The organism is Flavobacterium sp. CG_9.10, assembly GCF_015752245.1.
In the GTDB taxonomy this organism is placed as follows: Bacteria; Bacteroidota; Bacteroidia; order Flavobacteriales; family Flavobacteriaceae; genus Flavobacterium.
The window spans coordinates 20764-36506 of the sequence record NZ_JADOVD010000011.1 but is presented as its reverse complement, the minus strand read 5'-3'; the positions used below and the strand labels follow the sequence as shown (position 1 = coordinate 36506).

The 15743-nt window shown below is 33.1% G+C and carries 11 protein-coding genes and 1 tRNA gene; 9 read left to right on the top strand and 3 right to left on the bottom strand.

The genetic code is table 11. From position 1 onward, the window contains the following. Window positions 1-21 precede the first annotated feature (21 nt). Window positions 22-939 carry a bestrophin family protein gene (locus IWX84_RS10715; RefSeq protein WP_196850747.1) on the bottom strand — a complete coding sequence of 306 codons (918 nt, stop codon included), beginning with the start codon at window positions 937-939 and terminating at the stop codon, window positions 22-24. A 590-nt stretch (window positions 940-1529) separates the two neighbouring features. Here IWX84_RS10715 and IWX84_RS10710 point away from each other — a divergent pair. Then, window positions 1530-2987, top strand: a complete 1458-nt coding sequence (locus IWX84_RS10710; protein ID WP_196850746.1) for an FAD-dependent oxidoreductase — start codon at window positions 1530-1532, stop codon at window positions 2985-2987. A gap of 257 nt (window positions 2988-3244) precedes the next feature. Here the strand turns inward: IWX84_RS10710 and IWX84_RS10705 are convergent. Continuing rightward, a tRNA-Val gene (locus tag IWX84_RS10705) sits at window positions 3245-3319 on the bottom strand. A 213-nt stretch (window positions 3320-3532) separates the two neighbouring features. On the opposite strand from IWX84_RS10705, the gene IWX84_RS10700 reads away from it, so the two are divergent. After that, window positions 3533-5317 (top strand): ABC transporter ATP-binding protein, encoded by a 1785-nt coding sequence (locus IWX84_RS10700; protein WP_196850745.1) that lies wholly within the window; start codon window positions 3533-3535, stop codon window positions 5315-5317. 104 nt (window positions 5318-5421) lie between these two features. Here the strand turns inward: IWX84_RS10700 and IWX84_RS10695 are convergent, their stop codons facing one another. Then, complete coding sequence (locus IWX84_RS10695; protein ID WP_196850744.1) at window positions 5422-6591, bottom strand: proline dehydrogenase family protein; 1170 nt, start codon at window positions 6589-6591, stop codon at window positions 5422-5424. Between the two features lie 174 nt (window positions 6592-6765). Here IWX84_RS10695 and IWX84_RS10690 point away from each other — a divergent pair, with 174 nt between their 5' ends. The 7 genes from IWX84_RS10690 to recQ all read left to right on the top strand — a co-directional run bounded on the left by IWX84_RS10690 (window position 6766) and on the right by recQ (window position 15742). Then, a complete protein-coding gene (locus IWX84_RS10690; RefSeq protein ID WP_196850743.1) occupies window positions 6766-9084 on the top strand; it encodes an O-antigen ligase family protein in 2319 nt (772 codons plus the stop codon). Window positions 9085-9305: 221 nt separating this feature from the next. Next, window positions 9306-10373, top strand: a complete 1068-nt coding sequence (gene aroB / locus IWX84_RS10685) for a 3-dehydroquinate synthase (protein WP_196850840.1) — start codon at window positions 9306-9308, stop codon at window positions 10371-10373. Between the two features lie 58 nt (window positions 10374-10431). Next, a complete protein-coding gene (locus IWX84_RS10680) occupies window positions 10432-10611 on the top strand; it encodes a hypothetical protein (protein WP_196850742.1) in 180 nt (59 codons plus the stop codon). Between the two features lie 54 nt (window positions 10612-10665). Further along, complete coding sequence (locus IWX84_RS10675) at window positions 10666-12066, top strand: arginine decarboxylase (protein WP_196850741.1); 1401 nt, start codon at window positions 10666-10668, stop codon at window positions 12064-12066. Between the two features lie 92 nt (window positions 12067-12158). Continuing rightward, window positions 12159-13130 (top strand): deoxyhypusine synthase family protein, encoded by a 972-nt coding sequence (locus tag IWX84_RS10670; RefSeq protein WP_196850740.1) that lies wholly within the window; start codon window positions 12159-12161, stop codon window positions 13128-13130. A gap of 9 nt (window positions 13131-13139) precedes the next feature. Next, on the top strand, window positions 13140-13547 hold the full coding sequence (locus tag IWX84_RS10665) for a DNA primase (protein WP_196850739.1): 408 nt from the start codon (window positions 13140-13142) through the stop codon (window positions 13545-13547). Window positions 13548-13627: 80 nt separating this feature from the next. After that, window positions 13628-15742, top strand: a complete 2115-nt coding sequence (gene recQ, locus IWX84_RS10660) for a DNA helicase RecQ (RefSeq protein WP_196850738.1) — start codon at window positions 13628-13630, stop codon at window positions 15740-15742. Window position 15743: the final 1 nt, after the last annotated feature.

Sequence of the window (15743 nt, the reverse complement as noted above, 5' to 3'; positions counted from 1 at the left end):
TATTTTTTCATGCTATAAAATCTAAGTGATATAGTAATATTTGGATTTTTTAATCGGTTCAATATATTGATTATCGATCTCCGAAAGAGTACTTTCAATCATTGCAGACATCGCATCTAAGGCTAAATCATTGGGTTGAATACCAAATGGATCTTCTAACTCATCAGCAATTGCTTCAAGAGCCACAAAAGTATAGGCAATAAAAACAACTACAAAAGGCAAAGTCCACAACATACTTTCCCCAAAACCAAAAGGAAGTAAAAAGCAATAAATATATACCGTACGATGTAATAAAATACTGTAAGTATATGGTATGGGAGTGCTGGCAATCCGTTCGCAACCTCCTATAATATCTGATAATTTATTTAAATTTTCGTCAAAAGCAACCTGTGTAATACTGTCTAATTTCCCATCACTTTTTGCTTTACTCACCCATATTGCCAACTCTTTTAAAATAATAATAGGTTTAAAAATAGCTGATTGTAGTTTTTGATTATAAGAATTTGCTAATAATCGTTCCATATCAGCATCAGGATTCGTTTCTCTTAATTGGTGCTTTAAAGCATGAACCAAAGCCGTGAGCATCATTATGAAATGAGTTTGCTGTTTTTGATAATCCGCCCCGTCTACTAGTGTGTGCGACTGACGAGCAAGTGATCGGGTATCATTTAACAGAGCTCCCCAAAGCTTTCTACCTTCCCAAAATCGATCGTAACTGACAGTATTTCTAAATCCCAGAAAAATAGCTAAGGCAATTCCAAAAAGAGTGAAAATTGCCGGGTTGATATAAAGGTGGTATTGGAGTAAATAATCTCTAAAAAAGACAATAGCAGTTGTATATAGGAAAAGTATAAATAAGCGCGGTAATAATTGAGGAAGGACTGAACCGTTCCATTCAAACAGCATTCTAAACCAGTTTGTTTTTTTCTTTATAATCATATCACAAACTTAGTATTTTGTCCCCACTTCCTTGCTAAGTTTAACTTTGATTTATTTAATCTAAAAAGAACTTCTCAATTTCTTGCGAAGCTTTGTGGTACTTAATAAACTATTTAACAAGGCACTTTTTGATGAATTTGAAGAAACTTTCTATAGAGGATTACTAATTTTAAAGAATGATAATAGCGCTGCATATTATAGACATTTCTAATATTCCTACGATAAAATTACCACCACATCGCTGATTACTTCAACAAATTAGTTAACAGTTTTGTTCTCCGGTATTTCCTTAAATTATGATTTTATTGCAAAAGTAAAAACGAAATGCGATTATGCTGCAAAATATTCGGGCAGGTTGATTTTCGGGTTTTCTTCGGAAATTCTAAAGTAGTTTTGCACTCGTAGTCTTTTGTCTTAAATTTGCGCAATTGCCACAAGCGAAAAAACGCTGAAAAATATAAATTTCTACCGTTAAATTATTTAAAAGTAGTGAAAATCATATTCACTATTTTCTATTTATTTCAGCATTAATTGTCTAGGTAAATTTTTTTACTTTATCGGGAATTCAAGAGTTAGTTAAATAAAGGGAAGTGAAAAAAGTGGGAAATAAAGAAACAAGTTGGACTATTTGTCAAGAATGTCAGGGACGCGGCAAAAAAAGTCGAGGGCTTAGCGATAAAGCGCGACGCAACTACCAGATAGCATTCGATCAATTTGAAAAAAAGAAAGGCGAAGGAACGGCTCCAGTTCCTCCTAAGGGCCACCTATATACATGTTTAAACTGCAGCGGATCCGGGCTGCTTCATACTGAAAGTCCCCCTATAGCGGATAAAGAAAATTATCCACACCTTGCTATTATTGGTGGTGGTATCGGCGGAGTGGCTCTGGCTGTAGCTTGTTTGCATCGAGGAATTCCTTTTACACTTTATGAGCGCGATAACAACTTCGATGCTCGATCTCAGGGCTACGGACTCACTTTACAGCAAGCTAGTAAAGCGATCGAGGGATTGGGTATTTTCTCGTTAGAAGATGGAGTAATTTCAACAAGACATGTGGTTCAAACTACGGAAGGAAAAGTGATTGGTGAATGGGGAATCAGAAAGCGGATACAGTCTGATGCGCAACCGTTTCAGAAACGTACCAATGTGCATATCGCACGCCAGTCTTTGCGCTTAGCGCTACTTGAACAACTCGGAGGAGATGATATGGTACAGTGGGGACACCAATTAATAGATTTTAAAGAATTTGAGGGTGAAGGCGTTGAATTAAGATTTCAAGTGAACGGCGAGATGAAAAGCCTCAAAGCGGACCTTGTAGTGGGCGCTGATGGTATTCGTAGTGCCGTGCGAAAGATACTGATTGGTGACGAAGTTACCCCTTTGCGTTACCTCGATTGTATTGTGATATTAGGTATTTGTCCTTTGGCGGCTCTCAAAGGTTTTGAAAGTTCATTGTTAGACTCGGCCACGGTATTTCAAACTGCCAATGGTAATGAGCGAATTTACATCATGCCTTACGATTCAGAGTCGGTGATGTGGCAACTTAGCTTCCCAATGCCTGAAGATGAGGCTAAGGCGTTAAGTGCTCAAGGACCTCAAGCACTCAAGGAGGAAGCGTGTCGCAGAACACAGTGGCACGATCCTATTCCACAGATTGTAGTCGCAACCCTCGAAGCTCAAATTTCGGGATATCCCGTGTATGACCGAGAATTACTCCAGTCAGAATTATTGGACAAAGGCGGACAAGTAACTCTGATTGGAGATGCGGCTCACCCAATGAGTCCATTCAAAGGACAAGGGGCGAATCAGGCGCTGCTGGATGCGCTTACTCTGGCTCGGGCAATCTCAAAGGGATGTAGACCTTTATCGCAATGGAGAAAAGTTGGCATCCGAGAAAGTGTATTAAAGGTCTTTGAATCGGAAATGTTAGAACGAAGTGCTACCAAAGTGAAAGATTCAGCCGCTGCCGCACAGTTTCTGCATTCTGAAATTGTGCTTCATGAAGGTGATGAGCCTAGAGGCCGTTCTCTAAAGAAAAAAGACGCGTAACAAGTTTTAAATAGTACCCTTTACAGCCGTTAGAAATACCTTAACTTGCTAGAAGCAATAATTCCGGCTAATTTAGTTTCCAATTTAGAGGAGTAAGGAATATTGAGTTTTTCCTTTTTAGACTAACTAATATTTATGCCTAATTTTTACTAATCCACAGGTTTTAGACTTGATCCTTAAATACTTCATATAAATAAAGTTCTGAAGAAACCAAAAGGCATAAAAAAACTCCATTATGTCTAATGGAGTTTATCTTGTGGGCGATGAGGGGTTCGAACCCCCGACCCCCTCGGTGTAAACGAGGTGCTCTGAACCAGCTGAGCTAATCGCCCTTCTACAATTTAGTAACTTTCGTTTCCGTTATTGCGTGTGCAAATATACACTTAGAATCCGTATCTACAAGCACTTTTTTAAAATAAATTATTAAAATTTCCTTTAAATCTGCTTTAGCGCTCTTTAACAGCATTTTAAATAAAGGATGAAACTAGATGATTTTTTTGTATTGACTTCTTATAGTCTTACATTTGCTCTATAAATAATAAACAATGGCAAGATTCAAAGAAAATGATTTACCAAAATCAAAAATTACGGCTACTTCACTCAATAAAGCAATAATTATATTTAAATATGCTGGAAATCATAAATGGAAATTTTATGTTGGTTTAATTTTTCTACTCTTTACTGGCGCAACAGCTTTAGCTTTCCCCAAATTAATGGGAATGCTTATTGACTGTGTAAAAAACAAGGAAAATTCTCAGGCAAATACAATCGCTTTAGGTTTGATTGCTATACTTTTTTTACAATCTATTTTTTCCTTTTTCAGATTGTATTTATTCGTCAATTTTACGGAACATACATTGGCAAATCTTAGGTTATCGTTGTACAGTAATTTAGTGAAGTTGCCAATGTCGTTCTTTTCGCAAAAAAGGGTTGGGGAATTAAACAGCCGAATCAGTTCAGATATAACGCAAATTCAAGACACCTTAACCTCTACAATTGCGGAGTTTTTGAGACAATTCATTTTAATTATTGGTGGTGTTTTATTATTGGCAAATGAAAGTATCAAATTAACGTTGTTGATGCTATCCGTTGTTCCGCTGGTTGCTGTTGCAGCAGTTATTTTTGGGCGATTTATTAGAAAATATTCAAAAAATGTTCAAGATAAAGTTGCCGAAAGTCAGGTGATTGTTGAAGAAACGATGCAAGGAATTACTATTGTTAAGGCTTTCGCCAATGAATGGTACGAAATTGCGCGCTACAATGGAAAAATTAAAGAGGTGGTTAAAATAGCCATCAAAGGTGGAAAATACAGAGGATACTTCGCTTCATTCATTATTTTTTGCCTTTTTGGAGCTATTGTTGCCGTAGTTTGGTTTGGAGTTCGTTTAAGTATTAGTGGAGAGATGAGTGTGGGACAATTAATCTCATTTGTATTGTATTCTACTTTTGTAGGAGCTTCTTTTGGCGGAATTGCTGAACTTTATGCCCAAATTCAAAAAGCAATTGGTGCAACCGAACGTGTTTTTGAATTATTAGATGAAACTCCTGAAAAAATTAATTCAACTCAAAATGCTACAACCCAAAAGATAAAAGGGAACGTAACTTTCAATAATGTAGCTTTCAGTTATCATTCTAGGAAAGAAATTAAAGTTTTAAAAGATGTTAGTTTTACCGCTAATTATGGTCAAAAAATAGCTATCGTTGGTCCAAGTGGAACAGGGAAATCAACTATTGCTTCGCTGTTATTACGTTTTTACAATATTGATAGCGGAGAAATATTGGTTGACGGAAAAAATATTTACGATTATGACCTGGAAAATCTGAGAGGAAATATGAGTATTGTTCCACAAGATGTAATATTATTTGGAGGAACCATTAAAGAAAATATTGCTTACGGAAAACCAAACGCTACCGAAGAAGAAATTATTGTAGCTGCACAACAAGCAAACGCTTTGAACTTTATTGAAAGTTTTCCAGAAAAATTTGAGACTATTGTAGGTGAAAGAGGAATTAAATTGTCTGGAGGACAAAGACAACGCATTGCAATAGCTCGTGCCCTTCTTAAAAATCCAAGTATCTTGATTCTTGATGAAGCCACATCATCATTAGACAGTGAAAGCGAAAAACTTGTTCAAGAAGCGTTGGAAATTTTGATGGAAGGAAGAACCAGTATCATTATTGCACACCGTTTATCCACCATTCGAAGTGCGGATCAAATTTTAGTGCTCGATAATGGAAAAATCACAGAGCAGGGAACACATCAGGAATTAATTGCTTTAGAAAATGGAATGTATAAAAACTTAAGCAATCTGCAGTTTAGCAATTCTTAATCCTCTCCCCAACCCTCTCCAAAGGAGAGGGAGCTATAAAGATATTTATACAAAAAGCTCCAATTTTGACAATTGGAGCTTTTTTTATGACTGAAATTGGAGAACTATTTCCCTTTTCTTCTTTTTCTTTCTGCTTTAATCATCGATAGTTCACGGCTTGTTTGTCCCGCTACTGAAGTATTTTCTTCGGCACGACGAATCAAGTATGGCATCACATCTTTCACAGGACCAAAAGGCAAATATTTAGCCACATTATAACCATTAGCTGCCAAATTATAACTGATATTATCACTCATTCCATACAATTGACCAAACCAAATTCTATCATCATTGGTTTTAACGCCTTTTTCCTGCATCAATTCCATCAATTTGTACGTACTTAATTCATTATGCGTTCCCGCAAAAACGGACATGGTGTCAATATGGTCAACCATATAGCGCACGGTTTCGTCATAATTTTCATCTGTAGCTTCTTTTGTAGCACATATTGGAGATGGATATCCTTTCTCTCCCGCACGTGCAATTTCTTTTTCCATGTAAGCACCACGAACCAATTTCATCCCAATAAAGAAACCTTCTTTTTTGGCTTGTTCGTGTAGTTTTTTCAAGTAATCCAAACGATCCCAGCGATACATTTGTAACGTATTGAAAACAATTGGCTTTTCTTTATTGTATTTACGCATCATATCAGTAACTAAATCATCAGCTGCATCTTGCATCCAACTTTCTTCACCATCTATAAGTAATGCCACATTTTTTTTATGAGCTTCACTACAAACTAAATCAAAACGTGCCACTACTCTATTCCATTCTGCTTGCTCGTCAACCGTTAACATATGTTTATCCCCTAATTTTTCATACAAAGCAAAACGTCCAAAACCGGTTGGTTTAAAAACAGCAAAAGGAATTGCTTGACGTTCTCTGGCAAATTCAATCGTTTTTAATGTCATTTCAAGAGCAGCATCAAACTGTTCCTCTTCTTCTTTTCCTTCCACAGAATAATCCAGAACAGAGGAAACGCCTTTGGTATACATTTTATCAACCACAGAAAGACAATCATTTTCATTTACTCCTCCGCAAAAATGATCAAAAACGGTAGCGCGAATCAATCCTTCAACCGGAAGATTAGCTTTTAAAGCAAAATTAGTAACCGCAGTTCCTATTCGAACAAGAGGTTGATTGTCAATCATTTTAAAAAGAAAATAAGCTCTATCGAGTTCTGTATCACTTTTTAACGCAAATGCAACTTGAGTATTATCAAATATTTTTTCCATTCCTGTGGTTTTTTGTGCAAATATAGACAGATTTTGAAAAATATTTAAAAAAACGATAGTTAAATAGTGAAATACGCAATCAAAATTATTTTCAACAGCTTAATAAAATATTCATTGAAATTGATTAAATTTCCTATTAATATTTTTAAAATACTATTTTAATATAAATAAGATATGAAAGCTAAATTAGTAACCGACAAATTAAACACTCAAGAGCCTACATCAGACACTAATTATTTTGATTTAATAACATTATTTTTCATCATTGGTTTTCTAATTATTGATTTTTTACCACAATTTAGGAGTATTGAAATTATTGCTCCCCAATATTTATACTTATCAATACTAAATATAAGTATAGGAGTTTTTATATATTATAATCCTGCCATTCTTACTCAAAATTTAATTTCCATCTATAAAAAAAGCCATATAGTTAAAGCCTGCTTGCTGTTTATTGTATTTTCTGGTGTTTCTTTATTCGCAGCTAGAAATCTATCTTTAGGCATAGTCAATCTAATAAGAATCGTCATTGTTTTTTGTACATTAATTAACTTATCAATTTTATTAAATAACCGACTACACCTAATTTACAAAATTACGTTTCTTATTGGTATCAGCATTTTTATTCAATCATTTCAAGCGTTTTACGATTTTGTTCAATTTTCAAAAACAGATTCGATTTTACATGCTTTAGCTAATTTAAAAGGAAACACTGGAAATATCAATATATTTTCGGCCAGTTTAAGTATCAAAATCCCTTTCTTACTCATAGGAATAGTTCATTTTACAAAATGGAAAAAATGGTTTTTGGTTTTTGTATTATTATTGGCGACAGTTCTTATTTTTTTAACAGGATCAAGAGCAGCATTTTTAAGTTTATTCTTTGAAACACTTATATTTATTCTATTGTATCTAAAGATAAATCCACTGAATAAAATAAATATTTTAACTGTTTCCTACATTATTGTTCCCCTTATCATTTCATTTTTTACAGCCAATCTAATTTTCGAAAAAGGAAAAGGAACAGGTCGATATGAATCTGTTTCAAGTAGAGTAACACAAGTTGGTAATGTAAAAGATGCTTCCATACATGAAAGATTATTGTATTGGAACAACGCATTAAAAATGATTAAAAATAAACCCTTACTGGGCATAGGATTAGGGAACTGGCAAATAGAATCCATTCCTTATGAGAGAAAAACAAATAATGATCATACTATTTCAGCCAATACACACAATGATTTTCTTGAAATCACCGCTGAAACAGGTATTTTAAATGGTTTACTTTATTTGTATATATTTATTATTGCTTTCTGTTTAAATTTAAAAATATTTTTTAAATCGGAAAATCGTGAGCTAACAATAATTGCAATACTTTCTACTTTGCTTTTATTATCTTACGGTATCGATGCTACCTTCAATTTTCCCATGTATAGACCAACAATGCAATTATGGTTTTCATTTTTTCTCGCTTTATCAATTATTAATACTTCATCATCCGAAGAGTTCTTAAAAAGTTATTCTGCTACTAGAACTTCTACTTTTATAATAATCATTTCCCTTTTTACTCTTTATTTTTCTTTTAAAACTTTTAAAGCATATCAGTTGGAAAATGATATTAAAGCTAATTTTCAAACCAACAAATTTACTTTAAGGGCTGATGAAATTGCCCATAATTTACCGCAATATCCTAATGTATTTAGTACTAGTGAACCTTTCGCGACCTATGCTGGAAAATATTATATTGAAGAAAAAAATTATAAACAGGCTTCAAAATATTTGAATATTGGCAATAAAATAAATCCATATCTTGGACGAACAGAGCTTTACAAACATCTCATTGCAACAGGAGAGGGTAGAAATGATAGTGCCTATTTTTACGCCAAAAAAGCTTTAGATATTAGACCTCGAAATAGAGATTATTACATAGCTGCAATTAACTCGGGAATGAATTTAAAAGATACTACAGGAATAATTAAAATTCACAATATCTATACACAGTATAACAATTATCCGGAAGTATGGATAAATACTTCCAGTGCGCTAAATCAATCAGGATATAATAATAAAAAACTGATTTCTTTTATTGACAAAGGATTAAAAACATTTCCTGGCGACAGTCTTTTAAGTGAAAGAAAAAAAATATTTGAAAAGAACATTTTTGAAAATCAAGCGATGCTATTTTTTAATAATTTAAAGTACGACAAAGCTTTAGACTCCTATAAAAAAGCGTTAAATAAAGATCCCAATAATGTTTTCCTCATGCAAAATATTGGAATATGTTTTTATAACTTAAAACAATATTTGAATGCCATTTCTTACTTGAAAAAATCATTAATTTCTGCAGATTTAAAAGATGGAAAAGCAGAATATCTATTGGGTATGAGTTACTTTTTTATAAAAAACAAAGAAAATTGCTGTAAATATTTAAATTTAGCGAAAAATAAAAATTATGGCAATGCCCAAGAAATTATGGCCGAAGAATGCAAATGATCTATTTTTCATTTCTTAAAACTATAATCTTGATTATTTTAAAAAAAATGGATTTAAAAGCTAATTAAAACTCAAGAAAGCTTTATTCATAAAAAAAACATCTTGTGTTTTTTTAAATATATTTTTTATTAATTGTGATATTTTTGTCTAATTATTGAGCAATTTTTAAATACTATTCAGCAAAAATTCCCTTATTTTGCGCTTTCAATTAATCAACAATGATGCAAACGATTCAAGCCAATAATTACCCAATCTATTTCAATGAAAAAGGATATGAAGCACTCAACCTTTATCTAAAAGAAAACAAGTATTCGAATCTATTTATTATTGTAGATAGTAATACCAATGAGTTTTGTTTGCCTAATTTTCTTCCTTATCTGGAAACGGGTCTTACGATTGAAATCATCGAATTTGAAGCAGGAGAACAAAATAAGAATATTGAAACTTGTGTTCAAATATGGAATGTACTCACTGAGCTTGGTGCTGACCGAAAAAGTCTTGTGATTAATTTAGGTGGTGGAGTTGTAACTGATTTAGGAGGTTTTGTCGCTTCAACATTCAAGAGAGGTATTGATTTTATTCATATTCCTACTACTCTACTATCTATGGTTGATGCTTCCGTAGGTGGCAAAAATGGCGTCGATTTAGGAAATTTAAAAAACCAAATCGGTGTTATCAATGTACCTCAAATGGTACTTATTGATACACAATATCTGGATACTTTACCAAAAAATGAAATGCGCTCCGGACTTGCCGAAATGCTGAAACATGGATTGATCTATGACAAGGGATATTGGGAGCAATTTTTAGATTTAAAAGCCATAGATTTTGCAGACTTTGATGAATTAATATACCGATCAGTCGAAATAAAAAACGAAATTGTTTTGCAAGATCCAACAGAGAAAAACATTCGAAAATCATTAAATTTTGGGCATACATTGGGTCACGCCATCGAAAGTTATTTTTTGGAAAATGAAAACAAGACTACTTTATTGCATGGAGAAGCTATAGCCGTTGGAATGATATTGGAAAGTTATATCTCTTTGGATAAAAAACTAATCAATCAAGAGGAGTATATCGAAATAAAATCAGCGATAAAGGGCATTTATGAAGATATTCTATTTGATGAAAATGACATAGAACCCATCTTGGAACTTCTTATTCATGACAAAAAAAATGAATACGGAAACATCCAGTTTGCGTTAATTGAAGGAATAGGAAAAATAAAAATTAATCAATCTGTTGAAAATGAATTAATTCTTAGAGCCTTCCAAGATTATAAATCATAATTTTATTTTTAATAAAAAGGATTGCTTTACGTATATAATATTTTTTACATTTGCCACGATGAAAAAAAGTCAAAACAAAAGAAATTATAGTTCGAATAAAAACAGAAACAACATGTCTTTTCTAAGAATGTTGAAGCGTTTTAATTCCATTAAAGGGAACTTTAGTTTTGATATTTTCCAATATCTGAAAGCAGATCATGAAAAGCTTCAAATTATTTATGCTAATATTCGAGTTTGAATTTTAGATTAGTTTATTTTTACATTAAATTCAATCTAAAACATTAAAAACCAAATGAATACAAAATATTCTGACTTAATAAATCAAACTTATTATTTCCCCCAAGAAGAATTTACATTAAACAAAGATAATCTTCTGTTTCACAATATCGATTTGATGAAACTTGTTGAAAAATACGGTACGCCGTTAAAATTTACCTATTTACCTCAAATTTCCAATAATATTAACAAAGCCAAAAGCTGGTTTCGTAAATCAATGGAGAAAAATAAGTACGAGGCAAAATATTATTATTGCTATTGTACAAAAAGCTCTCATTTTGAATTTATAATGAATGAAGCTTTCAAAAATAATATTCACATTGAAACTTCTTCTGCTTTTGATATTAATATTGTTGAAAATCTATTGGCAAACGGTAAAATCAACAAAAGCACCTACATAATATGCAATGGTTTCAAAAGAGATCAGTATGTGGAAAACATTGCTCGATTAGTCAATAATGGGCATAAAAATGCCATTCCAATTATTGATAATTTTGAAGAGCTTGATTTGCTTCAAGGGCAAATTAAAGGGAAATTCAAAATAGGAATCCGTATTGCCGCTGAAGAAGAACCTAAATTTGAGTTTTATACTTCTCGTTTAGGAATTGGATATAAAAACATTGTTCCTTTTTATAAAAAAGAAATCAAAGAAAATAAGAATTTGGAACTTAAAATGTTGCACTTTTTTATCAATACCGGTATCAATGACAATGCTTATTACTGGAATGAACTAGTAAAATGTATCAAAGTGTATGTGGCACTGAAGAAAGAATGTCCTAGCTTAGATGGTTTGAATATTGGTGGAGGTTTTCCTATCAAAAATTCATTGGCATTTGAATATGACTATCAATATATGATTGACGAAATTATCAATCAGATAAAAATCGCTTGTGATGAAGCTGAAGTTGATGTTCCAAATATTTTTACAGAATTTGGTTCTTTTACGGTAGGTGAAAGTGGTGGCGCAATTTATCAGATATTATATCAAAAACAACAAAATGACAGGGAAAAATGGAACATGATTGATTCTTCTTTCATTACCACACTTCCTGACACTTGGGCAATCAATAAGCGTTTTATTATGTTGGCTGTCAATCGCTGGAATGAAACTTACGAACGGGTTTTACTGGGCGGACTGACTTGTGACAGCGATGATTATTACAATTCAGAGCAAAATATGAATGCCATATATTTACCAAAATACAATAAAGAAAAACCATTATATATTGGATTTTTCAACACAGGAGCGTATCAGGAAACTATAGGTGGATACGGCGGATTACATCACTGCTTGATTCCACAACCAAAACATATCTTAATTGATCGTGATGAAAATGGAATTTTGGCAACCGAAGTATTTTCAGAACAACAAACATCACAGGACGTTTTAAAAATTTTAGGTTACGATAGAAAATAAATAATCAAATACACAATTAGTCAATTTAAAAATTATTATATTTGAGTGTAACCATTCAATGAATTGATTTTTAAATCTTTAAATCCAATAAAATGAGTAAAGGACCTATCAGTCAGTTTATTGAAAAGCATTATTTGCATTTCAATTCTGCATCTTTAGTTGATGCTGCCAAGGCATACGAACAACAATTAGCAAATGGTGCCAAAATGATGGTGAGCATGGCTGGTGCGATGAGTACCGCAGAAATTGGAAAGATTTTTTCAGAAATTATTCGTCAGGATAAAGTTCATATTATTTCTTGTACGGGCGCAAATCTTGAAGAAGATATTATGAATCTCGTGGCACATTCTCATTATGAAAGAGTTCCAAATTATAGAGATTTGACTCCACAAGATGAATGGGATTTATTAGAAAGAGGATTAAATCGAGTAACTGATACTTGTATTCCAGAGCATGAAGCATTCCGTCGTTTGCAAAAACATATTTTCAAGATATGGAAAGATGCAGATGATAAAGGAGAAAGATATTTTCCACATGAATTTATGTACAAAATGTTGCTTTCAGGGGTTCTTGAAGAATATTACGAAATTGATTTAAAAGACAGTTGGATGTATGCAGCTGCTGAGAAGAACTTACCTATTATTGTACCAGGATGGGAAGACAGTACTATGGGAAACATTTTTGCTTCGTATGTAATTAAAGGAGAACTGAAAGCTTCCACAATGAAATCAGGTATTGAATATATGGTTTTCTTATCAGACTGGTATCCGAAAAATAGTGCCAATGGTGTAGGTTTCTTTCAAATTGGCGGTGGAATTGCAGGTGATTTCCCAATCTGCGTGGTTCCAATGTTATACCAAGATATGGAAATGCATGACATTCCTTTCTGGAGTTATTTTTGTCAGATTTCAGATTCAACGACCAGTTATGGTTCGTATTCTGGAGCGGTACCGAATGAAAAAATTACTTGGGGTAAATTAGATATAAAAACGCCAAAGTTTATTATTGAGTCCGATGCTACAATTGTGGCACCTTTAATTTTTGCTTATTTATTAGATTTATAGAATAACTATATGAAAAGAGTAATTGTAGATTACGCAAAACTTACCAATGAAATTTTGAATCTTTTGGTGGAAAGATTTCCTGATGGATATGATGATTCTAACATCATTCGTTTTAGAAATGCTAAAAACGAATTAATTGAAGCTGTAGAAGTTCGTACTGAAGATACTATTTATTTAGTAAAAGTCAGTACAAAACTTGCTGACAGAATTGAAAATTACGATGAAGATGATGAAATTGATAATGTTGTAGAACCAATAAGCGGAATCGAGCTTGATGATGACGATGCAATTGAAGATGATGACGAAGATGAAAATCTTGACAAGCCGGATTCTGATTCAGAAGACGGGGATGATGATGACGATGATAAAGAAGAAAAAGTACTTTCTGACGAATACGACGACGAAGACGAGGATTAATACTATTCTGGCTATAAACATAAAAGGAACTCGTGGAGAGTTCCTTTTTTTATTCCCTTTGATTCAAAATATAAGCCTAAATGACAACATCTATTTTACATGCCTCGCTCAAAGAAAACTTTGGTTTTGAAAAATTCAGACCCAATCAGGAAGATATTATAAACTGTATTCTTAGTGGCCAAGATACGTTGGCAATTATGCCAACAGGTGGAGGAAAATCAATCTGTTTTCAACTCCCAGCATTGCTTTTACCCGGAATTACAATCGTAATCTCTCCATTAATTGCTTTAATGAAAGACCAAGTCGATAGTTTAAAAGCGAATGGTATTCCCGCCTGTTTTATCAATAGCAGTCAAACTGAAGCGGAACAGCAATTTTATATGGAGAGCTTAAAATCGAATGTAATCAAGTTGGTTTATATAGCTCCTGAAAGTTTGTCATATCTCGATGGTATTTTCAATCAACTTACGGTAAGCCTTATTGCCATTGACGAAGCGCATTGTATTTCGGCTTGGGGGCATGACTTTCGTCCTGCATATACCAATTTAGGTTATTTAAAAAAACGCTTCCCTTCTACTCCAATCTTAGCTTTAACTGCCACTGCGGATAAAGCAACACGTAAGGATATTAGTGATCAATTAAACCTGATAAATCCTAGAACTTTTGTCGCTTCTTTTGATAGAAAAAATTTAAGTCTAGAAGTCCGTCCCGCTTTAGATCGAGTAAAACAAATTATAGATTTCATCAAAGAAAAGCCAAATGAGTCTGGTATTGTTTATTGCTTAAGCCGCAAAACCACGGAAGAACTTGCCGAAAAATTGCAGAAAATTGGCATCAATGCAAAAGCCTATCATGCAGGTTTAGATAATAAAATCCGCTCAAAAACCCAAGATGAATTTATCAATGATGATTGCCAAGTCGTTTGCGCTACTATTGCTTTTGGGATGGGAATTGATAAATCAAATGTTCGCTGGGTAATTCATTATAATTTGCCAAAAAATATAGAAGGATACTATCAAGAAATTGGTCGTGCCGGTCGGGATGGATTACCTTCTGAAACGGTATTGTTCGAAAGTTACGGCGATGTAATTCAATTGCAAAAATTTGCTTCTCAAGGTTTGAACGCCGAAGTGCAATTGGCAAAATTAGAAAGAATGAAGCAATATGCTGATGCTTTGAGTTGCCGAAGAAAAATATTGCTTTCTTATTTTGGGGAATTGGTTACGGAAAATTGTGGGAATTGCGATATTTGTAAAAATCCACCTGCGTTCTTCGATGGAACTATAATCGCTCAAAAAGCATTATCCGCGATTATTCGTTTAAAGGAAACCGAACCTTTACCAGTAATCATTGACTTTTTACGTGGATCGAAAAACGCCTATATTTTCGAAAAAGAATATCAAAATCTGAAAACGTATGGCGTGGGTAGCGATATCTCTTGGTACGATTGGAATCAATACATTATTCAGCTAATAAATCAAGGGATTTGCGAAATCGCTTTCCACCAACAAAATAAAATCCGACTAACATCCTTAGCCGCTGAAGTTCTATTTGAAGGAGAAAAAGTACAATTGACAACGGTTCAGAAAATCAATATTGATAAATCCGATATTAAAGAAGTTAAAACTAAAGCTGCTGCTAATTCTCTTTTTGAAACACTTAGAAAACTACGTTACGAAATTTCAAAAAAAGAAAATGTTCCTGCCTATGTCATTTTTAGTGATGCGGCTTTACGCCAAATGGAAACCGAAAGACCTATGAGCGATGAGGAATTAATAGCGATTGATGGTGTTGGGAAAGCAAAACTTGAAAAATATGGAGATGCTTTTATAAAAGCTATTATTGATTTTCAGCAATCTAAAAATAGTAAAAAAAAGAAAGAAGCAACTACATATAAAGAAACTCTAATTTTATTCCAAGACGGTCTTTCTGCCGAAGAAATTTCTGTTAAAAGAAAATTAGGTCTTGCAACAATCATTTCTCACTTAGCTAAATTATATGTTGATGGACATCAAATTGATTTAAGTGAATTTGCATCGAAAGGTGAAGTTTCAAAAATTAGAGCAGCACAAATCGAACTGGAATTCCCTACTACATTAAAACCCTATTTTGATTTTTTTGAAGAACAAATTACCTATGATAAAATAAGAATTGGTTTGGCAATAATTGAAAAAGAAAAAAGTATTTTAAAATAAC